At 72.6% G+C, this 25,906-nt stretch carries 15 protein-coding genes; 6 read left to right on the forward strand and 9 right to left on the reverse strand.

Features of this window, described 5'->3' with window-relative positions; translation table 11 throughout:
- Positions 1-25: 25 nt before the first annotated feature.
- From ACZ6SA_RS19865 to ACZ6SA_RS19890, 6 genes are all read left to right on the forward strand, one after another.
- Positions 26-667 (forward strand): GntR family transcriptional regulator, encoded by a 642-nt coding sequence (locus ACZ6SA_RS19865; protein WP_465829431.1) that lies wholly within the window; start codon positions 26-28, stop codon positions 665-667.
- On the forward strand, positions 661-1,713 hold the full coding sequence (locus tag ACZ6SA_RS19870) for a 4-oxalomesaconate tautomerase (RefSeq protein ID WP_465829433.1): 1,053 nt from the start codon (positions 661-663) through the stop codon (positions 1,711-1,713). The genes ACZ6SA_RS19865 and ACZ6SA_RS19870 overlap by 7 nt, the downstream gene beginning before the upstream one ends.
- On the forward strand, positions 1,710-2,873 hold the full coding sequence (locus tag ACZ6SA_RS19875; protein WP_347647777.1) for an MFS transporter: 1,164 nt from the start codon (positions 1,710-1,712) through the stop codon (positions 2,871-2,873). Before ACZ6SA_RS19870 ends, ACZ6SA_RS19875 begins: the two co-directional genes overlap by 4 nt.
- 76 nt (positions 2,874-2,949) lie before the next feature.
- Complete coding sequence (locus ACZ6SA_RS19880; RefSeq protein ID WP_465829435.1) at positions 2,950-4,992, forward strand: serine/threonine protein kinase; 2,043 nt, start codon at positions 2,950-2,952, stop codon at positions 4,990-4,992.
- A gap of 45 nt (positions 4,993-5,037) precedes the next feature.
- Entirely contained in the window at positions 5,038-7,026 is a 1,989-nt protein-coding gene (locus tag ACZ6SA_RS19885; protein ID WP_465829437.1) for a protein kinase domain-containing protein, read from the forward strand.
- A 33-nt stretch (positions 7,027-7,059) separates the two neighbouring features.
- Entirely contained in the window at positions 7,060-7,878 is an 819-nt protein-coding gene (locus tag ACZ6SA_RS19890) for an FHA domain-containing protein (RefSeq protein ID WP_465829439.1), read from the forward strand.
- Positions 7,879-7,928: 50 nt separating this feature from the next.
- Here the strand turns inward: ACZ6SA_RS19890 and ACZ6SA_RS19895 are convergent, their stop codons facing one another.
- The 9 genes from ACZ6SA_RS19895 to ACZ6SA_RS19935 form a co-directional block, all read right to left on the reverse strand.
- A complete protein-coding gene (locus ACZ6SA_RS19895) occupies positions 7,929-9,068 on the reverse strand; it encodes a M20 family metallopeptidase (protein WP_465829441.1) in 1,140 nt (379 codons plus the stop codon).
- Between the two features lie 25 nt (positions 9,069-9,093).
- On the reverse strand, positions 9,094-10,641 hold the full coding sequence (locus ACZ6SA_RS19900) for an AbgT family transporter (protein WP_347647772.1): 1,548 nt from the start codon (positions 10,639-10,641) through the stop codon (positions 9,094-9,096).
- A 187-nt stretch (positions 10,642-10,828) separates the two neighbouring features.
- On the reverse strand, positions 10,829-11,149 hold the full coding sequence (locus tag ACZ6SA_RS19905; RefSeq protein WP_443153488.1) for an AzlD domain-containing protein: 321 nt from the start codon (positions 11,147-11,149) through the stop codon (positions 10,829-10,831).
- The gene (locus tag ACZ6SA_RS19910) at positions 11,146-11,907 is read right to left on the reverse strand and encodes an AzlC family ABC transporter permease (RefSeq protein ID WP_347647770.1); all 762 of its coding nucleotides are present in this window, start codon (positions 11,905-11,907) and stop codon (positions 11,146-11,148) included. The genes ACZ6SA_RS19905 and ACZ6SA_RS19910 overlap by 4 nt, the downstream gene beginning before the upstream one ends.
- Positions 11,908-11,909: 2 nt before the next feature.
- Positions 11,910-17,243: an amino acid adenylation domain-containing protein gene (locus tag ACZ6SA_RS19915; protein WP_465829444.1), complete on the reverse strand. Its 5,334-nt coding sequence runs from the start codon at positions 17,241-17,243 to the stop codon at positions 11,910-11,912.
- Positions 17,244-17,260: 17 nt separating this feature from the next.
- On the reverse strand, positions 17,261-20,995 hold the full coding sequence (locus tag ACZ6SA_RS19920; protein WP_465829446.1) for an amino acid adenylation domain-containing protein: 3,735 nt from the start codon (positions 20,993-20,995) through the stop codon (positions 17,261-17,263).
- Positions 20,988-23,942 carry an amino acid adenylation domain-containing protein gene (locus ACZ6SA_RS19925; RefSeq protein WP_465829448.1) on the reverse strand — a complete coding sequence of 985 codons (2,955 nt, stop codon included), beginning with the start codon at positions 23,940-23,942 and terminating at the stop codon, positions 20,988-20,990. Before ACZ6SA_RS19925 ends, ACZ6SA_RS19920 begins: the two co-directional genes overlap by 8 nt.
- 52 nt (positions 23,943-23,994) lie before the next feature.
- Positions 23,995-24,825 carry an SDR family oxidoreductase gene (locus ACZ6SA_RS19930; protein ID WP_347647766.1) on the reverse strand — a complete coding sequence of 277 codons (831 nt, stop codon included), beginning with the start codon at positions 24,823-24,825 and terminating at the stop codon, positions 23,995-23,997.
- Positions 24,822-25,535 carry a thioesterase II family protein gene (locus tag ACZ6SA_RS19935; protein WP_347647765.1) on the reverse strand — a complete coding sequence of 238 codons (714 nt, stop codon included), beginning with the start codon at positions 25,533-25,535 and terminating at the stop codon, positions 24,822-24,824. Before ACZ6SA_RS19935 ends, ACZ6SA_RS19930 begins: the two co-directional genes overlap by 4 nt.
- Between the last annotated feature and the right edge of the window lie 371 nt (positions 25,536-25,906).

Below are 25,906 nucleotides of genomic sequence, written 5' to 3' on the forward strand. Positions count from 1 at the left end.
AGTCAGGATCGGGGACGTCCGACCAATGAAAGTAGTGGACCGGATTCGTGAAGCCATCTTCGCGGGGGACCTGGCGCCGAATCAGCGGCTCATCGAGGTGGATCTCTGCGCCCAGCTCGGCGCATCCAGGTCGCACGTGCGCAACGCGCTGGCCGACCTGGTGAGCGAGGGCCTAGTGGAGCGGATCCCGAACCGGGGCGCGCGGGTCCGGGCGATCACCCTCGCGGAGGCCATCGAGTTCACCGAGATCCGCATGGTCGTCGAAGGGCTCTGCGCGGCCAAGGCGGCCGCCAGGGTCACCGACGGCCAGGCCGCCCAGCTGCGCTCCATCGGGGATCGGATGCGGCAGTACGAGGCGTCCGGCGACCTCATCGAATACTCCAACTGCAACAAGGAACTGCACGCGTTCATCAGGACGATCAGCGACCAGTCGGCGGCCGGCGACATCATCGAGCGCATCCGCGGCAACCTGACCCGCTACCAGGTGCGGCTCGCGCTCCAGTCGGGCCGCGCGGCCGTGTCGCTGCCGCAGCACCTGGAGATCATCGAGGCCATCTGCGCCCGCGACGAAGGCCGGGCGGAGGCCGCCATGCGCGCTCACCTGCGCAGCGTCATCGAGGCCCTGGAGAAGACCCGGCCCGCCACGGAGAACGGAGACCCATGGTGACCGGACATTCCGGCATCCCCTGCATGATCATGCGCGGGGGCACGTCGAAAGGGCTGTACTTCCTCGCGGACGACCTGCCGGGCGACCCAGGGGAGCGCGACGAGCTGCTGCTGCGGATCATGGGCTCGCCGGACGACCGGCAGATCGACGGCCTCGGCGGCGCCCACCCGCTCACCAGCAAGGTGGCCGTGGTGTCCCCCGGGGACGACGGGTCGGTCGACTACCTGTTCCTCCAGGTCTTCGTCGACCAGGCGCTGGTGTCGGACCAGCAGAACTGCGGCAACATCCTCGCGGGCGTGGGGCCGTTCGCCATCGAGCGCGGCCTCGTCGCGGCGGGGCGGGACACCACGTCCGTACGCATCGCGATGGCGAACACCGGCGGCGCCGTGACCGCGACGGTGCGCACGCCCGGCGGCGAGGTCACCTACGACGGCGACGTCGAGATCGCCGGGGTGCCCGGCACGGCCGCGCCCGTCGTCCTCGACTTCCAGGGCACGGCCGGCTCGACGTGCGGCTCGCTGCTGCCCACAGGACAGGTCAGCGAGATCATCGACGGCGTCGGCGTCACCTGCGTGGACAACGGCATGCCGGTCGTGGTGATGCCCGCGGCCCAACTGGGCGTCACCGGCGTGGAGAGCCCCGAGGAACTGGAGAACGACGCGTCGCTGCGCCGCCGCCTGGAGGCGCTCCGCCTGGAGGCGGGCCGCCGGATGGGGCTCGGCGACGTCAGCGACACCACGGTGCCCAAACTGACCATGGTCTCCCCGCCGCGGGCCGGCGGCGCGTGCGGCACCAGGACCTTCATCCCGCACCGGTGCCACACCTCGATCGGCGTGCTGGGCGCGGCGAGCGTGGCGGCGGCGCTGCGGCTGCCGGGCAGCGCGGTCGACGTCATCGCCGAGCTCTCCGGCGGCCCGCGGGTGCGGGTGGAACACCCGACGGGCTACCTCGACGTCGAGGTCGAGCTGGACGGGCACGACGTGACCAGGACCGGAGTGGTGCGCACCGCGCGAAAGCTCATCGACGGCATCGCCTACCCACGGTGACCGCGGGCCGGGCCTTCTGGCCGTTGCTCGTGGTCCACGCGATCCTGGTCCAGGTCGTCAGCTACGGGCTGCGGCCGTCGTTGTCGTACGCGGTGATCGAGCTCGGGTACGGGTCGGTCTGGCTGGCCGTGCTCGCGATGATGTTCGCGCTCCCCCCGCTGATCCTGGCGGTGGCCACGGGCCGCCTCGTCGACCGGGTGGGGGAGCGGCCGAGCATGGTGATCGGCGGGGCCGCGCTGACCGGCGCCTCGGCGATCGCCCTCGTCGCCTCCGAGCACCTCGCGCTGCTGATCGCCGCCACCGCCCTGCTCGGCATCGGCATCATCTTCTCGATGGTCGCCGAGCAGTCGGCGGTGACCGGCCAGGCGCGGCGGCGCGGCATGGACACCGTCTTCGGGGTCTACACGTTCATCACGTCCCTGGGGCAGGGCGTCGGGCCGCTGCTCCTGCTGATGCCGCCGGCGCCGGGCAGCCTCTCGCCGCCGCTGGAGCCGATCGCCGCCGCGTGCGGGGTGGCGAGCCTGGTGACCCTGGCGGCCTCGTTCGGGTTCGGCAGCCATCACCGCGCCGCGCCGAAGCCCGCCTCCGGGGGCCGCTGGCCGGCGCGGCGGCTGCTCGCCATCCCGGGCATGTACCGGGCGCTGCTGGTCAGCGGGCTGATCCTGGCGTCGATCGACGTGACGCTGGCGTACCTGCCCGCCCTCGCGCACAGCAGGGGCATCGCCCCCGGCTGGGTGACCGCGATGCTCGCCGCCCGCTCCCTCATGACGATGGCCTCGCGCATCAACCTGGGTTCCCTCGTGCGGATGCTCGGGCGCAGGAAGCTCACCGTGGCGGCCTGCGCGGTGTCGGCGCTCGCGCTGTGCGGCCTGCCCCTTCCCGTGCCCGTCGGCGTCCTCATCGGCCTCACCGCCGTGTACGGCTTCGCCTCGGGTCTCGGCCAGCCTATGACGATGGTCTGGGTGACCCGGCTGACGCCGTCCGGCACCCAGGGGACGGTGCTGTCCCTGCGGATCGCGGGCAACCGGCTGGCCCAGACCCTGATCCCGGCGGTGTCCGGGGCGGCCGCCGCGGTGAGCGGCGTCGCGGGCGTGCTGGTGCTGACCGGGGCGGCCCTGGGGGTCGCGGCGTGGTCGGCCACGGCGGTCCCCGACGACTGAGATCGGGGAAGGCGATTCAATAACGTCCTCCCGAGTACGGTTCTGCTGATCCCCTGCGTAGGGACACAATCACTGCATGCCATCCTTCATGCCGCTGATTCCCGGCGACCCGGAGCGTCTGGGAGGCCTCGACCTTCTCGGCAGGCTGGGCGAGGGCGGACAAGGTGTCGTCTACCTGGCCAGGACGCCGATGGATGCGTACGTGGCCGTCAAATGGCTGCGCCCGGACCAGTCGGGCGACGAGGAGAGCGTCGAACGGTTCCTGCGCGAGGCGCAGGTCGCCCAGCGGGTGGCGTCGTTCTGCACCGCCGACGTGCTCAGCACGGGCGTCGAGCACGGCCGGCCGTACATCATGAGCGAATACGTCGAGGGGCCCTCGCTGGACCGGGTCGTCCGCCAGGATGGCCCCCGCGTGGGCCCCTCGCTCGACCGGCTGGCCATCGGCACCGCCACGGCGCTGGCCGCCATCCACGAGGGCCAGGTCGTGCACCGCGACTTCAAGCCGGGCAACGTCATCATGGCCGGCGACGGGCCGCGCGTGATCGACTTCGGCATCGCGCGCACGCTCGACCCGGTGCAGATGACCAGCAGCACCCAGATCGGCACTCCCGCGTACATGAGCCCCGAGCAGATCAGGGGCAGCGCGGTCGGGCCGGCGGCCGACATGTTCTCCTGGGCCGCCACGATGGTCTTCGCGTCCTGCGGGCGGGCGCCGTTCGGCGCCGACGGCACGCACACGGTGATGCAGCGGGTGCTCTACGAGCAGCCCGACCTGGGCGCGCTCGAAGGGCCGCTGCGCGAGGTGGCCGAGCAGTGCCTGGCCAAGGACCCGGCGCGGCGCCCGACGGCCAAGCACGTCATGATGCGGCTGCTGCGCAGGTCGGAGCCCGGGGCCCAGCCGAGCGCCGGGCACGTCGACGAGAGCGGCGGGCCGGCGCCCGCCACCCCGCCCACCCCGCTGGCGGCCGCCCCGCCGTCCGTCCCCCAGCGGCCCGCGCGGGCGCTGCGGCGCAAGACCGTCGTCGTCGGCGCGGCCGTGGCGACGGCGCTGCTCCTCACGCTGGCGGGGGTCGCGGCGACCGGGCTGATGACGCCGAACGGCAGCGCGGCCCAGCCCACTGCGTCCTCGCCGTCCTCGCCGTCGTCGCCCGCGCCGTCGAAGGCGGCGACCCCGGCACCGAGCCCCACGGCCGCGCCCGTCGACACCGATCTGCCCGGCGGGGCCGAGCTCTTCGAGCGGCCCGGCGACCCGATCAGGCTGATGTCGTACAGCATTGAGAACGAGAAGACCGACGAGGACGTCTATTACGCCAGGAAGGTGCGGCAGGGCACGTTCGGGAAGTACACCGGCATCCTCGACTCGCTGGTCTCACCTGACGGCCGCTACCACGCGATCAGGCAGACCGACTACACCTCCGACGGCTACGACTCCGTGCTCATCACCAACGGCGAGGCAGGGGCCAGCTTCCGGGTCAAGACCGTGCACGATCCGCTGGAGAGCACCATCACGGCCTGGTCGACGGACAGCTCGAAGATCCTGCTCAACGTGAGCAAGCCGACCAAGGACGCGCAGGGCAAGGAAGGCCGGGCCACCACCGGCTTCGCCATCATCGACGTGGACCGGGCCGACCTGGCCCGGAGCAAGGCGAACGTGGTCGACGTGCACGACGCCACGCTCGGCGACGACGAGTTCGGCTGGGACGCCCGGGGAGAGGGCGTGATCTACTTCCACGAGAAGATCAAGGGGCTGCGCTTCTACGACGCCTCCGGCCGGCCCGCGCGCGACCTGCCCGGCGTGGGCGCGCTCGAGGCCGGAGCCGAGCTCCAGTTCTCGCCCTCGGGCAAGACCTTCGTGACCGACTGCCGCGACGGAGAGGCCGACGGCGACCACTGCCTCTGGGACACCGCGACCGGCAGGCAGGCCCGTACGTTCTCCTCCGACTGCGACAAGGTGCTCGGCTGGTTCGACGAGAACCATCTCTTCTGCTGGGAGCAGGACAACGGCGCCAACGACGAGATCCAGGTCGTGACCCTGGACGGCAAGCTGGTGCGCAGGCTGCTGGACGTCCCCAAGGACGTGGATCTCTCCCCCCGGTACGCGGCGAACACCTCCTCATGACAGCGACCTTGCCCGCGATCCCCAGCGTCACGACACAATGACGCCATGCCATCCTTCACATCGCTCGTGCCCGGCGATCCCCCCGACCTGGGTGGCCTGGAGCTCCTCGGCAGGCTGGGCGAGGGCGGGCAGGGCGTCGTCTACCTCGCCAGAACACCCATGGGTGCGCACGTGGCCGTCAAATGGCTGCGCGGCGACCAGGCGGACGACGAGGAGAGCGTCCAGCGGTTCCTGCGCGAGGCGCAGGTCGCCCAGCAGGTGGCGCCCTTCTGCACCGCCGTCGTGCTCAGCACGGGCGTCGAGCACGGCCGGCCCTACATCGTCAGCCAGTACGTCGAGGGTCCCTCCCTGGAGCGGATCGTGCTGGACGAGGGCCCCCGCGCCGGCGCCGCGCTGGACCGGCTGGCCATCGGCACCGCCGCCGCGCTGGTCGCCATCCACGAGGGCAAGGTGGTGCACCGCGACTTCAAGCCGGGCAACGTCATCATGGCCGGCGACGGGCCGCGCGTGATCGACTTCGGCATCGCGCGCACGCTGGACCCGGTGCAGATGACCAGCAGCACCCAGATCGGCACTCCCGCGTACATGAGTCCCGAGCAGATCCTGGGCCGGCCGGTGGGGCCGGCGGCCGACATGTTCTCCTGGGGCGCCACGATGGTCTTCGCGTCCTGCGGGCGGGCGCCGTTCGGCCATGACGGGCCGCACGCGGTGACGGACCGGGTGCTCAAGGCCCCGCCCGACCTCGGCGTGCTGGACGGGCCGCTGCGCGAGGTGGTCGAGCGCTGCCTGGCCAAGGATCCGGCGGAGCGCCCGACGGCCCAGCAGGTGATCATGCAGCTGCTGCGGAGACCGCCGGCCGCCGGCGACCCGCTCAGGGAGGTGACCTGGGAACCGCCGGGGGAGGCCGGCCCGCCCGCGAGCCAGGAACGCACGCGCCGGCCCGTCGCCGGCGTGGCCGCCGCCGTCACCGCGCTCGTCCTGGTGTCGGGGGCGGCCGGGGTGGCCGTGGGCAAGGCCGTCTACGAGCCCGACCCGCTCACCACCCGGACCGCGGCCGTCACATCGCCGACGCCACAGGACGCGAGCACGCCGGAACCCGTCGAGACCAAGCCGCCAGGCGGCCGGATCACCCTCTACGAGAGCCCGGCCGACCCGATCAGGCTGACGGCGTACGAGCTCAAGGACAAGAAGTCCGACACCTACGTCGACTACGCCAGGCAGTCGCTGGAGGGCACGTTCGAGAAATATCCCGACAACGACAAGTCGCTGGTCTCCCCCAACGGCCGGTATCTCGCGGAGAGGCCCAAGCTCTACACCGACGACGACTACAGCTCGGTCCTGCTCACCAACAGGGACACGGGGGCCAGTTTCCGGGTCAAGACCGTGCGCAAGCCGATGAGCGGCTCCATCCAGGCCTGGTCGAAGGACGGCACGAAGATCCTGCTCAACGTCACCAGGAAGGCCGGGGAGGAGTGGCTCACCGTGGGCTTCGCCATTCTCACGGTGGACCACACCGACCTCGCGAGGAGCGCGGTCAGCGTGGTCGAGGTGGCCGACAAGGCGATCGCAGACCACGAGTTCGTCTGGGGCCCCGGCGAGCAGAGCGTGGTCAGCGCCTACGGCGACGGCGAGGGGTTACGCGTCTACGACCCTTCCGGCAAGCTCACGCGCGACGTGCGGGACGTCGGCGAGCCGCCGTTCGACGACGCGCAGATCTTCTCCCCCTCGGGCGCGACGTTCGTGACCGACTGCCCGAGCGGCCACGACGGCGACCACTGCCTCTGGGAGTCCGCCACCGGCAAGCAGGTCCGCGCGTTCTCCTCCGACTGCGACACGGTGATCGGCTGGTACGACGAGAGGCATCTCTACTGCTGGGAGCGGGACAACGCGAGCATGATCGAGCTCAGGGTGGTGGACTTCGGCGGCAAGCTCGTGGACAGGCTCATGGAGGTGCCCGACGGGGCCGGCGTGATCGTCCACTACACGGTCAACCCGTCCAGGACCCGGGGACCCCTCCCGGAGGGCGGCGGCTAGCGTCATCAGGTGCATGGAGAGAGGATCGACGGCATGGCGTGGACAGTGCGCAGGCCCCAGAGCAAGGTGGACATCCTGCCGAAGGAGCTCGGAAACTTCGCCGAAGGGCTTCCCCCGGCGCAGCCGGGCACGTTGTTCGTCCGGGGCAGCAACGGAGGGATGCGCGTCGCGCCGGATGCCGAGTTCGACGTGGTGTTCGGGCGTTGCGAGCCGGACGTCCACGTCTGCGTCGGCCCGAACGATCCGCACGTCAGCCGGCGGCACGGATACATCACGCGCGAGGACTCCGCCTGGATGTTGTACAACCTCGGCAGGCTGCCCATCCGCCTGCCGGGCGCGCGGCTGGTGCTCACCGGCCACCGGACGAGGTTGCCGGTGGCGCACACGCCGCTGTTCATCGTCGCCCCCGAGCAGGAACACCTGCTCGAGGTCCGGATCGTGATGGGCAGGGAGGGCCCGGGCCGGGACAACCGCCATGACGCCGAGACCCGCAACCCGCCGGGGTGGAAGCTGAGCTCGGTCGAGCGCCTCGTGCTGGTCTGCCTCGGCCAGCGCTATCTGCGGCCCGAGCCCTGGCCGCAGCCGCTGACCTGGGCTCAGGTCGCCGACGAGCTCAACCGCATCCGCCCCGGTCAGGGCTGGACGGCCAAGCGCGCCGCCCACATCGTCACCCAGACGCGCAAGCGGCTCAGCACCAAGGTTCCGGGGCTCATGGAGGAGGAGATCCCGCCGCCGCTGGGCAACACGCTCAACCACAACCTGATCACGGAGCTGCTGGCCACGTCCACGATCGGCCCGTCCGACCTCGTCCTGCTCGACGGGCCGGACACTACGGGAGCTCCGCCCGCGTAGCCGGGGCGGGCGCTCACCGCGCCCGCCCCGGCCGGTCCGGCTGCGCCCGCCTAGCCGGCGTAGCCGGTGATGATGCCCATGGTGAGGGCGGTGCGCTCCGGGATGTGCTCGACGATGGCGTGCTCGCCGCGGGAGTGGGAGCCCGCTCCCACAGGGCCGAGCCCGTCGAGCACCGGGCGGCCGAGCGCGGAGACGAAGTTGGCGTCGCTGGCGCCGCCGACCCCCGCCTCGCGCAGGTCGAGGCCCTGCTCGATGGCGGCTTTGCAGGCCCTGGCGAACAGGTCTTCCGAGGCCGGGTTGGGGGTCATCGGGGGGCGGTTCCAGCCGCCGGTCAACGCGATGGACACGCGCGGGTCGGGCGAGCGCAGCGCGGCGAGCGCGGCGTCCACGCGGTCCATCTCGTCGGTACGGGAGACGCGCACGTCGATCCCGCACGTGGCGCGCCCGGCGGTGACGTTGGTGCCGGTGCCGCCGTTGACGACGCCGACGTTGACCGTGGTGCCGCGCTCGGGCGCGCCGAGTGCGGCGATGTCGAGGATCAGCGCGGCCAGCGCGTGCACGGCGCTGGCGCCGGCCGTGGGGTCGAGCCCGGCGTGCGCCTCGATGCCGGTGGCGGTCACCTGGAAGATGCCCACCCCCTTGCGGGAGGTCTTCACCGCCCCGTCGATCGCGCCCTCGAAGACCAGGGTGGCCAGCGCGCCCTCGCTGGCCCCCTCGATCCGCTCGCGGGAGGCCGGGCTGCCGATCTCCTCGTCGCCGTTGAACAGCAGCCGGACCGAGGGGTGGGGGAGGCCGAGCTCGCGCAGCCCTCGCACCGCCCACACCGCCTGGACCAGGCCGGTTTTCATGTCGAAGACGCCGGGCGCGCTGATGACGCCGTCGCTGACCCGCCACGGCCAGCCGGCGAGGGTGCCGGCCGGCCAGACGGTGTCGTAGTGGCCGACCAGCAGGACGAAGCCGGGGGCCGTGCCGTGGTAGGTCAGCTCCAGCACGTCACCGTGGCGCCCGCCGTTGTGACGCTGGAGCAGGTCCGGCTTCCCGATGCGGTCGGCGGCCCAGTCGCCGATCTCGTCGAGAGCCCGGTCGAGCAGTGCCTTGTCGTCGCTCGGGCTCTCCAGCTCGACGAGCCTGCGCAGGTCGCCGAGCATGGCGGGAAGGGCCTGGTGGGTCCACATGGGAGCCGGTGTCACTGAAGGATCCTTAATCTAGAGGGAATTACCGGACGGGTACGCCCGGTCCGAGGGGGATGCCGAGGGCCCACCACGCCAGGAACAGCAGCGTCCAGGTGACGAGCATGACCAGGCACAGGGGCAGCACGAGGGCCATCAGGGTGCCGATGCCGGCCGACTTGCGGTAGCGCTGGACGAACCCGAGCACCAGCACGAAGTAGGGGCTCATCGGCGACAGCGCGTTGGTGCAGGAGTCGGCGATCCGGTAGAGCGCCTGGGTGGTCTCCGCCGGGATGTCGAGGAGCATCAACATCGGCACGAACACCGGGCCGACCAGCGCCCACTGGGCGGAGCCGCTGGTGATCAGCAGGTTGATGATCGTGACGATGAGCAGGATGCCGATGAACACCACGGGCCCGGTGATGCCGGCCGCCTTGAGCAGGTCGGCGCCCTTGATCGCCACGATCGTGCCGATGTTGGTCCACTTGAAGTAGGCCAGGAACTGCGAGATGGCGAAGAACAGCACGATGACCGGGGCCATCTCCTTCATGCCGTGCGCCATGAACTCGGGCACGTCGCTGCTCGTCTTGATGGTGCCGACGATGCGCCCGTAGACGATGCCGACGACGCAGAAGGCGACGCCGATCAGCAGGGCGATCGCACCGAGCAGCGGGCCGAAGTCGAGGTCGCCGTTCTCGTCGCGCAGCGGCGAGCCGGACGGGATGATGGCCAGCGCGACCAGCGCGACGATCACCAGCAGCGAGATGCCGGACCAGCGCAGGCCGCGCCGCTCCACGTCGGACAGCTTGAGGTCGCCCAGGTCGCCGACGTCGGCGTCGTCGTCGATCGGCATGCTCTTGGCCCGCTTGGTGAGCAGGGTCTCCGTCACCAGCGTGATGATGGCGGCGAGCACGAACGACGAGGCGAGCGAGAAGAAGTAGTTGGCGAGCGGCGTGACGGTGACGCTCGGGTCGATGGTGTGCGCGGCCTCGGTGGTGATGCCGCCCAGGATGACGTCGGTCGGGGTGACCACGGGGCTGGCGTCGAAGCCGGCCGCGACCGAGACGTACGCCACGATCACACCGATGATCGGGTTGCGGCCGACCGCGTAGAAGGCCAGGCCGCCCAGCGGGATCAGCACGATGTACGCCGAGTCGGCGGCCGCGTGCGAGATCATGCCGGTGAAGGCGAGGGCGAAGGTGACCCACCGCGCGGGCACGCGGGAGATGCCTCGCCTGAGCACCGCCGCCAGCAGCCCCGACTTGTCGGCCACGGCGACGCCGAGCATGACGGCGAGCACCGTGCCCAGCGCGGGGAAGGTGGCGAAGTTGTCGATGGCGTCGCCGAGCATCACCGCGACGCCCTCGGCGGACAGCAGGTTCTGGGCGACGACCGTCTTGTTGTCGGCGGGGTTGACCGCCGAGACGTTCAAGGTCGCCAGCAACCAGCTGAGCGCCATGAGGAAGGCACTCAGGAAGATGAACAGCCAGAACGGATGGGGGAGCTTGTTTCCGGCGCGCTCAATTCCATTCAGAACGCGCAGGGTCGCGCTCATCATGCGCGACTCTTTTTCCACGGTCAGGGGGGTGGACATGAAGTCAGATATTAACCGCACAGGTAACGGATGCGCAAGCGGTAAGCGTTCGTACCGAAGCGCCTTCTTGACTCTATCAGAGACAATTCGTCGCAGTGAACGTCAACGGCATCGTGCCATGTCAAAGGCGTTATGTAACGTTCCAAAAAATGGAGTGCAAGATTATCCAGTAAAGGCAGTTCATCTTTCAACCGATCAGCCACCTACTCAAATAGAAAGCAGCAATCCCGATCGACGTCGAGAGCAGGAATCTTTTCGAGACCATGCCCGCCACGAAGGTGACCGCGCCGCCGACCAGATAGGGATTGGCCAGGGTCAGCTCGAAGCCCTTTCCTGACGGCGTCAGAACGGCCGGGAACACCAGCGCGGCCAGCACCGCCGGCGGCGTGTACTTCAGGAGGGTCTCCACCACCGCGGGCAGCTCCCGGCCGGCCAGGATCGCCAGCGGCAGATAGCGGGGCAGGAAGCTGCACAACCCCATGCCGATGATCAGTAGCAGCATGCTCATGCCACGTTCTCCTTCTGCTCGCTCGCCTTCGGCTGGTTCTTCCGCGTCGCCAGCTCGCACCCCGCGCCGACCCCGGCGCCGACGATCGCGGCCAGCACCACCCCGAGGTTGTACGGCAGGCCCTGCGCCAGCATCACCGTCACGCCGGCCGAGCCGATGGCCGCCGCGACCCGCCAGTTCGTCAGCCCGATCGCGAGCATGGCGATGAACATGGCGGTCACCGGGAAGTCGAGGCCGAGCTTCTCCACGTCGGGCACGGCCGACCCGAGCGACATGCCGATCACCGTGCACGTCATCCAGGTGACGTACAGCAGCCCCGACGCCCCGAGGAAGAACAGGTGCTTGTGGTGGGTGAGCCGCCCGTTGCGCAGGCGGTCGATGGCCACGAAGAACACCTCGTCGATCAGCCCGAAGCCGAGCACGATCCGCCAGCGCTGGGGGACCTCCTTGACGTACGGGATGAGGATGGTGCTGTACAACAACATCCGCAGGCCCAGGATGAGCGTGGTCAGGATGATCGCCGGCCAGCTCGCGCCGTCGGCGATCAGGGCGAACCCGACGAACTGCGCGGTGCCGGAGTTCACCGCCATGGCCAGCCCCAGGGTGGCGAACTCCGACAGCCCGCTCGACAACCCCAGCACACCTCCCGCGATCCCCATCGGGATGGCGGAGGCGAGGAAGGGCATCGTGCTCCTGGCCCCGGCCAGGAACACCTGGCGCGGGGTGGGCGGCGCCTCGGGTGGGTCGGTGGCGGACATGCTCAGCGCTCTTCCTTCCATAGCGTGCGCACGAGGGCGGCCACGGCGTCGGGGGCGGTGCGGCAGAAGTAGTGGCCGGCCGGGCCGATCTCGGCCATCCGGGTCGTGGTCGCGAAGCGCGACCACTCCGTGTGGCGCCGGGCGTACCCGGGGGTGAGCGGGTCGTCGGCGGCGTACACCGCGGTCAGCGGCACGCCGAGCGGGGGCCCCTCCTGTTCGAGCAGGTACGTGTTGGCGGCGCTGGAATCGTGCCGGAACACGCCCGCCACGAAGGCGGCCTGGCCGGGGTCGAGCGCGTCGAGCCCGGTGAGCCCCGTGACGCCGGCCAGCCAGGCCACGACCTCGTCGTCGCCCATCGCCTCCGCCTGCCGGATGGACTCGCGGGTGGTGCCGGCGTCGTGCAGCAGCTTGCCGGCCACGACGACGTGCCGCGGCGGGACGCCGGCCGCCTCCATCAGGCGTGCCGTCTCGACCGCGATCGCCGAGCCGACGCAGTGGCCCCACAGCAGCACGGGAACGCCGACGGCGGCGCGGATCTCGTCCGCCACCAGCCGGGCCGCCTCCCGTACGGGCACGAACGGCTCGCCGGGCCGTCCCGCGTCGTGGCCCGGCAGGTCGACGCCGTAGACGGCGATGCGGCCGTCCTTCTCCGCGAGCGCGGCGGCCAGCGGCTCGAAGTTGGCGGCGTCGCCACCTGCGTACGGGAAGCAGACCAGCGCGCACGCGGCCCGGTCCGGGTCGTCCGTCAGGGGCCTGAGCAGGCGCCGGGGGCGGGGCTCCGCGTCGAGCCCGGCCTCCGCGTCGAGGTTGGCCTGGGCCACCGCGCACAGCGGCCCCAGCGTGGAGTTGCGCATCAGGTCGGTGAGCGTCACCAGGCCGCCCATCTCCATGACCACCCGCATCGCCGACAGCGAGCCGCCGCCCAGCTCGAAGAAGTTGCTGTCGAGCGTGATGGACTCCGCCGGCACGTCGAGCACCGTGGCCCACGCCTTCGCGATGCGCTGCTGCACGGCGCCTTCGGGGCGGACGCCCGGGCGCGCGGAGCCGCGGCCGGCGGAGCGGCGGAAGGTCCTGCGCTCCGGCTCGGGCACGAGCTCCACGCGGCCGTGCAGGCGGCGGCCGTGCAGCCCGGTGTCCACCATGACTCCCTCGTCGCCGGCCGCGACGAGCACGGCCCTGCCCGGGGTGGCGAACGGCACCCGCAGGCCGTGCGCGTCGGCGATCCGCAGGCGGGCCGGGCGGGGGAGGAGCCCCGCCACCTCCGGGGGCAGGTCCTCCGACTCCTCGGCCGCGGCCAGGGCCGCGCTCTCCTCGGCGGGCAGCAGGTCGGCGAGGTGATGCGGGGCGTCGGGATCGGCCGTCATCGCCTCGAAGGCCGCCCGGTAGTACGCGCCCATCCTGGCCACCTGCCAGGGTTCGAAGAGGTGGGCGTGGTAGTGCAGGCTCAGGCGTACCTCGTCGGTGACGAAGTGCCGGGAGAACTCGGCCCGCAGCACGAACTCGGTCTCCGAGTTGGCCCGCACGTCGAGCAGCGCGAACCCGTCGCGCTCCGCCAGCTGCCTGAGCAGGTAGAAGTGGGTGAAGTTGAAGGCCGTCTCGAACAGCGGGTCCTGGGTCTCCAGGTCGTGCTTCATCTGCGCCATCGGATAGCGCCGGGCCGGCAGCAGCTCCACCTCCGACCGGTAGACCTGGCGGACCAGGTCGGCCCAGGAGCCGGTCTCCATGCGGGCGCGGAACGGCACGGTGTTGAGGAACAACCCGATCGCCTCGGTGGCGCCCTCCGTCTCCGGGCGGCCGCTGTGCTCGTACCCCGTGATGACGTCGCGCTCGCCGCTGATCAGCGAGAGCACCTTCACGTGCGCGGCCAGCGCGACGTTCTTGACCGGCACCGACAACTTCGCGGCCAGCGCCACGATCCGGTCCGACAACCCGGCAGGCAGTTCCACCTCGTGGAACACCACGGGGAACACGTCGGGCGCGGCCGGCTCCCTCGTCCTCGGCAGTTCGGTGAAAGCGCCGCCGGCCAGCACCTCCGCCCAGTGCGCGCGGTGCTCCGGGTCCGCGAGCGAGCGCCGTTCCAGCGCCACGTAGTCGCGCACGTGGTTGCCGGCCGGGGCGCCGGGCAGGGGCAGGCCCTCCGCGAGCCGGTGGTACACCTCGAACAGCGTGGTGTGCACCAGCGTGATGCTCCAGCCGTCGAGCGCCGAGTTGTGCTGGCTGAGCGTGTACCTGAACAGGTCGTCGGCCAGCACGTGCACGTGCAGCCGCACCAGGCCGGGCTCGGCCCACACGAAGCGGTGCGCCTTCTCCCGCTCAACCCAGTCGCGGTACCACGCCTCCTGCTCCCCCTCGGTCATGCCGCGCAGGTCGGCGATCGACAGCGGGCTCGGCGCGTCCTCGTGCACGAGCTGCAGGTACTCGGTGTACCCGGTGAGCTGGTAGCTGGTGCGGAAGATCGGATGGCGGGCGGCGAGGACGCGCACCGCCTGCTCGAACCGCTCGGCGTCGAACGCGCTCTGGATCGTGTAGCTGATGATGTCGTGATATTCGACGGTGCCGTGCGACAGCTCGCTCTGGAAGACGAGCCCGGCCTGGAGCTGCGTCATCGGGTACGCGTCCACGACCCCGCCCGGGATCTTGGCCCGGTCCTCCGGCTTGAGCAGCTCGAACGGCTGCGGCGCCCCGCCGTCGTCGCCCGTGCCGTCCTCACCGGCGACCTCGGCGAGGCGGGCCACCGTCGGGTTCTCGAAGAGCTGCCGGAACGTGAAGTCAAGGCCGATGGCGCGGGCCCTGGCCAGCACGGTGACGAAGCGGATCGAGTCGCCGCCGAGCGCGAAGAAGTTGTCGTGCACGCCGACCCGCTCGATGCCCAGCACCTCCGCCCAGACGCGGGCCAGACCGGCCTCCCTCGGCGTGCGCGGCGCCTCGTACGCGGCGCTCTCCGCGGGCTCGGGCAGCGCGCGGCGGTCCAGCTTGCCGTTCGGCGTGAGCGGCCAGCGCTCCAGCGTGACCAGCCGGGCGGGCACCATGTACGCGGGCAGCGCCCGCCGCAGGTGCTCCTTGAGCTCGTCCTCCGGGATCGGCTCGGCCGACAGCACGTAACCGCGCAGGCCGTCGGGCTCGCGCGCCACGACGACGGCGTCCCGCACCGACGGGTGCCGCCGCAGCCGCTCCTCGATCTCGCCCGGCTCGACGCGGTGCCCGCGCACCTTGAGCTGGTGGTCCATCCGGCCCAGGAACTCGATGGAGCCGTCGGACAGCCGCACCGCCCGGTCCCCCGTGCGGTAGACGCGCTCCTCGCCCGCGTGCGGCGCGGCGGTGAACCGCTCGGCGGTCAGCTCGGGCCTGCCGAGATAACCCCGGGCCAGCTGCACCCCGGCGACGCACAGCTCGCCCGGCACGCCGACCGGCTGCGGGCGCAGCCCGGCGTCCAGCACGTGGACGCGGGTGTTGGCGACCGGCCAGCCGATCGGCACCCGGGTCTCGTCGCCCCGGCACGCGTAGTGGGTGACGTCCACGGTGGCCTCGGTGGGGCCGTAAAGGTTCACCAGCCGGGCCGACGGGATCACCTCGCGGAAGCGCCGCACGTGGTGCGGCGCCAGCGCCTCGCCGCTGGCGAACACCTGGCGCAGCGGGTCGGGGCCCTCCTGCGCGCCGGACACGAAGTCGAGGAACGCGCCGAGCATCGGCGGCACGAAGTGCATCGTGGTGACGCGGTGCCGCCGGACGGCCGCGACCAGCGCCTCGGGGTCGCGTTCCGCGCCGGGCGCCGGCAGGCACACGGCGGCGCCCGCGAGCACGCCCCAGAACAGCTCCCACACCGAGACGTCGAACGACGTGGGCGTCTTCTGCATGATCACGTCGGCGGCGTCGACCGGGTACGCCCGCTGCATCCAGGCGATCCGGTTGACGGCCGCGCGGTGCTCGATCTGCACGCCCTTCGGCTCGCCGGTCGACCCCGACGTGTAGATGACGTACGCCAGGTCGCCGGCGTCCCCGACAACGGGCGGCGGGCTCGTGTCCGGCGCGTACGCGGCCTCGTCCGTGATGTCCAGGGTCACCGCCCCCGCGCCCGCCACTGTCCCGGCGAGGTGGGGCTGGGTCAGCACCAGGCGCGCGCCGCTGTCCCGCAGCAGGTACGCGATGCGTTCCCGCGGGTTGCCCGGGTCGATCGGAAGGTAGGCGCCGCCCGCCCGCACCACTGCATGGATGGCCGTGAACATCTCCGGCGACCGGTCGGCCAGCACCGCCACCAGGTCGTCCCGGCCGACGCCGCGGGCGCGCAGCGTGTGCGCCAGGCGGTTGACCCGGGAGCCCAGCTCGGCGTAGGTGAGGCGGGAACCGTCCCCCACCAGGGCGACGGCGTCCGGGGTCGCCGCCACCCGCCGGTCGAACAACTCGTCCAGCCGGGCCGGGCCGCCGAAGGACGTTCGCGTGGCGTTCGCACCGGCGCTCAGCGCGCGGTCGGCGACGGAACGCAGGTCCAGGGCGCCCAGCTCGGCGTCCGGGTGGGCGCTGGCCTGGTCGAGCAGGAGCATGCAGTGGGTGAGCAGGCGCCGCGCGGTGCCGGGGGCGTGGGTGGCGGGCCGGTACCGCAACCGCAAGGTCAGGCCCTCGGCCCGGCGAGCGAAGGAGAACACCACAGGAAACCCGGAGAACCCCCCGCCGTCAGCCGGTCCGTCCGCCGAGCCGTTCATGGGGGCGTTCGCCGGATCGCCTGTCGCGGTTGTCGTGCCGTTCGTCGAGTCGTGCACCGCGTCGACGAGCACTTCGGCGAAGGGGTCGTCGCCGCCGTGCGGCGCGGCGCCGGACGAGCGGGCGAGCAGCTCGATCGGGTAGTCCTGGTGCTCGGCCGCCGCCCGCAACCGGCTCGCCACCTCGCCGAGCAGGCTGCGCAGCGTACGGTCGCGCCCGATCGGCAGGCGCAGCGGCAGCGTGGCGGCCAGCGGCGGGGGGCCGCCCGCGACCGGGAGGGCGGGTACGGCGAGGACGACCTCGTCCTCACCCGTGTGCCGCTGGAGCAGCGCGCCGGCCGCGGCGACCAGCAGGGCGTGCAGGGCGGCGTCCCGGCCCCTGGCCAGCTTGAGCAGCCGGCCCGCCAGGGACGGGTCGAGCTCGCGGGCGGCGACGGCGACACCGGCCGAGCCCCGACCGCCGGCGGAACCGGCGTCGGACGAGTCCTGACCGCCGGAGGAACCGGCGTCAGGCGAACCGCGGTCGGCGGGGAAGCCGGCGCGCTCGGGCAGGGCCGCCAGCTCCGCACGCCAGAACGCGCCCTCGCGGGGACGTTGCGCGGCGGCGACCTTGAGCCTGCCCAGGCTCTCGATGGATTGCATGTGCTCCCTCACCCAGATCAGAAGTCGAAGTCGAACGCGAGCTCGGACAGGTCATGGGGGGTCACGGCGACGCGCCGGAGCTCGCCGAGCGGCGTGCCCGGGTCGGCGATCGCGGCGTCGAGCAGCGCCAGCAGCTCGTCGCGGAACAGTTCCACGGTCGGTCGCAGGAACAGCGTGGTGGCGTACGCCCAGCTGGCGGCGTAGTCGTCGGGCTCGACCTCGATCTGCAGGTCGAGGTCGAAGATCGTGCGCCCGGTGACGTCGGGCCGCCAGCACGGGCGGCCACCGAGGAAGTCCACCCTCCGCAGCCCGGTGTCCTGGACCGCGAAGAACGTGTCGAAAAGGGGGTGCCTGCCGTGGCCGGACGGACGCGCGTACCGGGCGGTGTCGAGGGTGTGGTCCTGGTGGTCGACGGCGGCCACGGCGTGCGCGGCCACGGTCCGCAGGTGCTGGAGGAACGGCAGCTCGGCCGAGGGGCGCGCCCGCAGGCAGAGCGTGTTGACGAACATGCCCTGCACCCGGTCCACGCCCGGCAGGTGCCGCCCCGACGCCGCCGTACCGACCGTCACGTCCGCGCTGCCGCTCACCTGCCCGAGGAAGGCCGTGTACGCGGCCAGCAGCACGTGGAAGGGGGTCACGGATTCGGCGCGGGCCAGCTCCCTGACCGCCAGGGCCCGCTGCGGGCCGAACCGGAACGCGAGATGGCCGCCCTCCGTCGTACGCACCGAAGAGCCCGGCCCGCCGGTGGGCCGGTCGGTGGGCAGGTCGAGCGGCGGGACCGGCCGGTCGAACGTCTCCTCCCAGAAGGGCCGCTGGCTTTCCGACAGCGCCCGGCGCTCGGGCCCGGCCGCCCACTGGGCGTAGTCCCGGTAGCTCAGCTCGGCCCCGGGCGGCCGCTCGCCCCTGACCAACGCCGCCCATTCGCCCATGAGCAGGGTCAGGGCGTGGCCGTCGGTGAGCAGGTGGTGGATGTCGAGCACCAGCCGGGCGCCGTCGCCGTGCCGGACCAGCGCCGCCCGCCACAGAGGTGCCCTGGCGAGGTCGAACGGGCGGATCCAGCGCTCCGCCCACGCGTCGGGGTCCTCGCCCGGCGCCAGGTCCACCACGCCGATCGTGACGTCCAGCGGTTCGCGGACCCGCTGGTAGGGGTGGCCGTCGCCGTCCACGGGGAACTCGGTGCGCAGGATCTCATGTCGCTCCACGAGCGTGGCGAGCGCGGCCGTCAGGCGCTCGTGATCCACCGGGCCGGGCAGGTCCACGAAGATCGGCAGGTTGTACTGGGTGTCGGCGGGGTCCTTGACCTGTTCGACGTGGACGCCGTGCTGCTGGGGCGACAGCGGGGTCCGTTCGGTGGCCAGGCCGGGACGCGGCCCGGTGACCTGCGTACGGTCCGCCGCCCGTACGAACTCGGCCAGTTCGGCGACCGTGCGGGCGGACAACACGGCCGAGACCGGGCAGGACACCCCGAAGCGGCGGCGTACGAGCGCGGACACGCGGGTCGCGGTCAGCGAACTGCCGCCGAGCCGGTCGAGCGGGTCGTCGGCGCCGATCCCGCGCACGCCGAGCACGTCCTCCCAGAGCCCGGCCAGGGTGCGCTCCACCTCGTCGACGGCCGCCCTGCCGCCGCTCGCGACCTCGGGGGCGGGCAGCCCGGCCAGGTCGACCTTGCCGTTGGGGGTCAGCGGCAGCTCGGGAAGCACCACCACATGCGCGGGCACCATGGGGGCGGGCAGCCGCCGCCCGATCTCCGCGCGCACGTGCTCCGCCTCGACGCGGCCCTCGACGTACGCGCACAGGTGCGGCTCGGGCATGCGGCGCAGCACCACCACCGCGCCGCTCACCCCCGCCACGCCCAGCAGGGCCGTTTCGACCTCGCCCGGCTCGACGCGGAAACCGCGCACCTTGACCTGGCGGTCCTCACGGCCGAGGAAGTCGATCGAGCCGTCGGGCAGCCGGCGGGCCCGGTCGCCCGTCCGGTAGAGCAGCCGCCCTTCATGGCGGACGAAGGCCCGCCCGGTGAGTTCTGGCCGCTCGTGGTAGCCGGTCGCCATGCCGTCGCCGCTCACGTACAGGTCTCCTGGGACGCCGACGGGCAGCGGGAGGCGGTCGTGGTTGAGCACGTACGCGGCCGTGTCGGGGACGGGACGGCCGATGGGCACCCGCGCGCCGATCGGCCCGGCGACGGTGTGGACGGTGGAGATGACCGCGTTCTCCGTCGGCCCGTACGCGTTCACCAGCCGCAGACCGGGGTTGGCGCGCAGCACGGCCCGCGCGTGCCCGGGGGAGAGCACGTCGCCTCCGACGAGCAGGTCCCGCAGCGGCCGGAACACCGCCGGGTCCTCGTCCGCCAGCCTGGCGAACAGCGCGGACGTGAACAGCGCCGTGGTGACGCCGGCATCGGCCAGCGACCGCCGCAGCTCCTCGGCGTCGAGGAACGTCTCCCTGTCGAGGAGGTGGAGCGTGCCGCCGTTGAGCAGCGCGCCCCAGATCTCCCAGACCGAGGCGTCGAACCCGGTCGCCCCCACCTGCGCCATCCTGGTGGTGGCGTCCAGGCGCACGTATCCGACGCCGCGCACCAGCCGTACGACGCCGCGGTGGGGAATCATGACGCCCTTGGGGCGTCCCGTCGTGCCCGAGGTGTACATCAGGTATGCGGGCGCGCCCGCATCGCCCACCGCCGGCCCTTCCGGCTCCGGCTCGGCCGTCCAGTCGTGGTCATCGAGGTCGACGACCCGCGACCCGGCGGGCGTCGCGGGGGGCCGTCCCGAGGTGATCAGCAATCTCGCGCCGCTGTCCTCCAGCGTGAACGCGACGCGGTCCCGGACGGTCGTGGGGTCGATGGGCAGGTAACACCCGCCCGCCTTCACCACGGCCAGCGCCGAGACGACCAGCTCGACGGTGCGCGGCAACAGCAGCGCGACCGGCTCGCCTGGACGCAGCCCCTCCCGGAGCAGCGAGCCCGCCAGCGACGAGCTGCGGCGGTGCAGCTCGGCATAGGTGAGGGTGATGCCCCCGTGCACCACGGCCGGATGGGCGGGGGCCCGCTCGGCCTGTTCGGCGAACAGCTGCTCGATGCGTGCATCCCGCTGGTAGCCGGTGGCGGTGTCGTTCCAGCGCTCGAGGCTCGCGTGTTCGGTGGGGGACAGCGGGTCGAGCTCGCGGATCGTGCGGTCCGCCGGCATGGCCAGCACGGCGGCCAGGTGAGCCGCGTGGCGGGCGACCATGTCCGCGCTCAGGGCGTCGCCGGCAGGGCCGTACCGCAGCCGTGCCCCGTCACCGTCCAGCCCGAGCACCAGCGCGCCCGGCTCCCGCCCGAGCGCGCCCGGCTCCCGCCCGTTCCCGCGTACCAGTACGGGCATCGGCCCGGTACCCGGCGTGTGCGGTTCGGCGGCGGGCAGCGCGCGCGTCACCGACGCCGCCAGGCCGGCGAGCGTACCGGCGGGGTCGATCGTGAAACGGACCACGCCGTCCGCCCCGTCGCCGGCGACGCGGAAGGCCACGTCGTGGCGGCCCGTGTGGTGGTGGAGAAGCGCGCCCCAGGCCGCCAGCACCTCCGGCGCCCCGGCGCCGGGCGGGCACGCGACGGGGAACCCTGACGCGCCTTCGCTGCCCCCGCACTCCGCGCCGACCGGCTCCGCGCCCGCGACCTGCGCGCCCGCGAGCGCCGCGTCCCTGCGTTCCGGGCTCGGGGGATCGGTGCCGGCGGGTTGTGCGCTGGTGAGCCAGTCCAGCAGTCCCGCGTCCTCACTCATGGCCGAGCACCCGCGCGAGACCGCGTACCGTCGGATGGAGATACAGCTCGCGCAGCGGCAGCGCGGGCAGGCCCCGTTCCCGCATGGCCGCCCCCAGCCGGATCGCCAGGAGCGAGTTGCCGCCGAGCTCGAAGAAGTTGTCGTCGGGCCCCACCGGCGCGTCGAGCACCGACTCCCAGACCGCGGCGAGCGTCCGGGTGAAATCCTCCGCAGGGGCGGGCGGGGGAGTCGGGGTCGAGGCCGGTTCCGGCAGGGCGCGGACGTCAAGCTTGCCGTTCGGGGTCAGCGGGAGCGCGGGCAGCGCCGTGATGGTGGCGGGCATCATGTGCTCGGGCAGCACCTTCGCCGCCCGACGCCGCAGCGCGGCCGGATCGGCGTCCGCCGGCGTCACGTACGCGTCGAGCCGCGCCAGGGCGTGATCGGCCGCCGCCCCGCGCGGGGCGCCCGGCGGGTCGCCCGGGCGGCCGTCACGGAGGACCACGGCGGCCGAGGTCACCGAGGGGTCGTCGAGCAGGACGCTGCGGATCTCGTCCAGCTCGATGCGGAAGCCACGTATCTTGACCTGGGTGTCCAGCCGGCCCAGGTGCTCGAGCCGCCCGTCGGGGCGCAGGCGGCCGCGGTCGCCGCTGCGGTACATGCGGCCGCCGGCGAACGGGTCGGGGACGAAGCGCTCAGCGGTCAGTTCCGGGCGGCCCAGGTATTCGGCGGCGACTCCCGCCCCGCCGACGTGGATCTCGCCGGGCGCGCCGGTGGGGACGGGCCGGCCCCGCTCGTCCAGGACGTACACATGCCAGCCGGGCAGCGGGTGCCCCACCGACCTGGACCCGGCGATGGCGTCGCCACGGGCGAGAGTCTGCGCGGTCACGTGGACCGTGGTCTCGGTGATGCCGTACATGTTGACCAGGCGGCAGTCCGGATACCGGTCGAGCCAGCCCAGCAGCGGGCGCGCGTCGAGCGGTTCGCCGCCGAAGACCGCCAGCCGGACGGCGAGCCGCTCGTCCCGGAGCCGGTCGGCCTCCATGAGCTGGGCGAAGGCGGACGGGGTCTGGCTGAGTACGGTGACCCGCTCGCGCACCAGCAGCTCGTGGAACTCCTCAGGCGACCTGGAGACCCAGTACGGGACCAGGACCAGCCGCCCCCCGGTGAGCAGCGCGCCCCAGATCTCCCAGACGGAGAAGTCGAAGGCGCTGGAGTGGAAGTTCGACCAGGTGTCGCCCGGGCCGAGCCCGAAGTCGTCCTCGGTGGCCGCCAGGAGGGCGACGACGTTCCTGTGCGGCACCACGACGCCCTTGGGGCGGCCGGTCGAACCGGAGGTGTAAATGACGTACGCGGCGTCGTCGGGGCCGCCCCGCTCCGGCGCGCCCCCGCCGTCAAGGGAGCTGTCGCCGCCGGCCGCCAGCTGTTCGGGGGATACGACGGTCAGGTGCTTGCCGGGAGGGAAGTCGCGATGGGTGACGATCACGCGCAGCGCGGCGTCGCCGGCCGTGTACGCCAGCCGGTCCGCCGGATAGGCGGGGTCCATCGGCACGTAGACGGCTCCGGCCTTCAGCACGGCGAGCATGGTGATCACCAGGTCGGGCGTGCGTTCCAGGCAGAGGCCCACCCGGTCGCCCGGCCGTACGCCCATGCCGTGCAGGGAGGCGGCGCAGCGGCCGGCGCGCTCGTCCAGTTCGGCGTAGGTGAGCGTGCGGTCCTCGCCGGTGAGGGCGACGGCTTGCGGCCGTTCCGCGACCCGGGCGGCGAAGATCTCGTCGATCCGCTCCGGCCGCCGTTCCAGGGGTCTGTCCGGGCGGCCGAGGCGGATCACGTGGCGGCGCTCGGGTTCGTCCAGCAGGTCGACGTCGGCGGGGGCCAGGTCGTCGTCGGCCAGCAGTTCGTGGACGCGGGCGACGTGGCGGGCGAACCGCCGTGCGGACTCCTCGTCCACGTCCTCCAGCCGGTGGCGTACGTCGAGCCGTGGGGAGCCGTCAGGGTCCCGGCCGGGTACGAGGGTGAGCGGGAAGGGAGCGGTCTGGCAGGGGACGACGTCCTCGTCGGACGTCCGGCCGGGGACGACGCTCTCGCCGGCCGTCCGGCGGGGCGGGTCCTCGCCGGAGGGAGTGGCCAGGAGCCCGGCCAGGACCCGGCCGCCCGTCTCCGCGCACAGCCGCGCGTACTGGCGGGAGTCGCACCATCCGCCCTCGCCGTCGAGGATCCGGGCGCTCCCGGCCACCAGCTCGCCCGTCGTGGCGGCGCCGGACAGATCCACCGCCAGCAGCGTCCCTGCGTCGTACGCTCCCAGCGCTCCCTCCGGGCGCGAGGGCAGCCCGGCCAGGGCGCCGATCACGGGACAGCGCCGGCCCTCGTACCGTCCGAGGACCAGCGCGGCCGCCACCGCGATCCGGGCGGCCAGGTGCGCCGACTCGCGGACCGGCACGCTCACGACCCCGGTACGGTCGCCCGCCGCGGCGTCCCCGGCCGCCCACTCGACGGTGGCTCCCGAGTAGTCGGCCTCCTGCCACCGCTTGACCAGCTCGGCGTCGGGGGCGGGCGCCGGCGTATGACCGGCGTGGAAGCGCTCGCGGGGAACCCGCTCGGTGAGCACCTCGGCCACCATCCGCAGCGACGTCGCGTCGAAGCGCGCCCTGTGCGCGACGAGCACCAGGTCGGCGGGCCCGTCGGCGTACTCCAGCAGGACGGCCCGCAGCCCGGTTCCTTCCGGGTGCACCGGCCTGAACAGCTCGGCGTCGAGCCTCCTCCCGGCCTCCGCCGAGCCGGCGGCGGCGGGCACCCGTTCCGTCCACAGGCGGGCGGGCCCGCCCCACCAGAGGCGGGCGGCCTGGTCGAGGATCCGCGCCATCCGGGCGGCGTCGGCGCCTGCGGGCAGCCGGGTCCGCCGGGCATGGCAGTGCCCGGACGGCGGGCCGGCCGCGGGGATCAGCGGCCAGGCGTCAACGGTGCGGTACACAGAGTGATCTCCTGTGGGTTCGGGAGGGCGGCACGGCCGGGTCGGCGGGGCGTCAGCGCGTGGTGAAGCCTCCGTCGACGGTGAGCACGCTGCCGGTGACCTGGCGGGACTCGTCGGAGGCCAGCCACACGGCGGCGGAGGCCACGGCGTCGGGCTCGATGAGCGCGTTGGCCGGCTGGGCCTGCAGGAACGTCTCCTCGTGCGTGCCGACGGGCACGTCGAGCGAGCGGGCGATCTCCGCCAGCATCCGGCCCTCGACCTGCGGGTCGTCCCTGACCGAGCCGGGGCACACCGCGTTGACCCGCACCTGGCGCGGGGCGTAGTCGAGCGCCGCCGCCTTGGTCAGGCCGATGAGACCGTGTTTGGCGGCGACGTAGCCGGCGAAATTCCGGTAGCCCACCAGCCCGGCGGTGGACGCGACGTTGACGATGCTGCCCGAGCCGCGCTCGGACATGAGCTTGCCGACCGCGCGGATGGCCCGCCAGGCGCCCGAGAGGTCGACGTCGAGCATCAGCTGCCACTCGTGCTCGTCGATCTCGTGCGTCACCTTGCCGGACGGGGCGGCGATGCCCGCGTTGTTGACGAGCACGTCGACGCCTCCGAACCGGTCGACCGCGATGCTCACCGCGTCCTCGACCTCGCTCAGGTCGCGTACGTCGGCCTCCTTGACCAGCACGGCGACGCCGGCCTGGCGGCAGAGCTCCTCGGTGTGCCGGAGCTGGCCGGCGGAGCCCAGCGGGTAGGGGACGCCCGGCAGGTCCCGCGCGATGTCGATCAGCACCAGGTCGGCTCCCTCGCGGGCGAACGCCTGGGCGGTGGCGCGTCCGAGACCGCGGGCCGCGCCGGTGATGACGGCCGTCTTCCCGGCCAGGCGCAGCGTCACGTGCCTGCCCTGGAGAGCTCGTCCGTGATCAGCTGGAGCAGGGGGGTGGGGTCGTCGGCCAGGTACATGTGGCCGCCGTCGAGCTCGGCGGTGCTGAACTCCGTGCTGGTGACCCGCCCCCACTGCGCGAGCTGCGCCGTGTCGACCAGCTCGTCGTCGCGGCCGCGCAGCGCGGTGACCGGGATCGGCAGCGGCTTGTCCGTGGCGGGCTCGTACGTCTCGTGCATCTCGACGTCGGCCCGGATCACGGGCAGCAGCAACGAACGCATCTCCGGGTCTTCGAGGGCCGGGTGCGTGTAGCCGGAGAACTCCCTGACCCTGGCCAGGAACTCGTCGTCGCTGAGGCCGCTGGCCTTGGTCTCGCGCCCGTCGTGCGGGCTGGGCGACCCGCTCACGAACAGCCGTTCCGGCCGCACGCCTCTGACGTTCGCGAGGTGGTTCGCCAGCTCGTACGCGAGCACGGCGCCGAGACTGTGGCCGAAGAGCGCCACGGGCGGGGTGGCGCCGTCGATCCTGGCCAGGACCTGGGTGCAGGCCGCCTCGGCAGCGCGGGTGACGTCGGTGTAGGGGGCTTCGTTGAAGCGTTCTTCGCGGCCGGGCAGCTGCACCGGCAGGATGTTCAGTTCGTCGGGGGCCTGCCGCTGCCATCCACGGAAGAACGACGCTCCAGCGCCGGCGAAGGGCAGGCAGACAAGGTACGTGGGTTCCATGAAGCGGACTTTCTCCGATCGATCGTCCAGAGGCGGAATCCTGGCCTGCGGGGACGTCACCGTTCGGGTGAGTATCTCCTCAGCCGATTACGTAGTGGTCCAACCCGGTGACTTTGGGTGATGCTCCTGGTCGGACCGCTGGCCTCTATCGCCTCCCCCGTCCATTCGCGACCGCAAGCCGGGCCGGGCCCGGGGCGGGCGTCGCGCATCGCTCGTTGCGGCCCCAAGCATGCCGAACGACGGCCAAAACTACGGAGTTTCGGTCCTTTAGGTCAAGCCGAACATGAAGATCCTGTGACAGACGGTGGCGGTTCGGTGCCCTCCGGCGTCACAGGCCGGACCCTGCTTCGAGGGCCTGCCATTGCTGTTCC

Source organism: Nonomuraea sp. NPDC049378 (assembly GCF_055586745.1).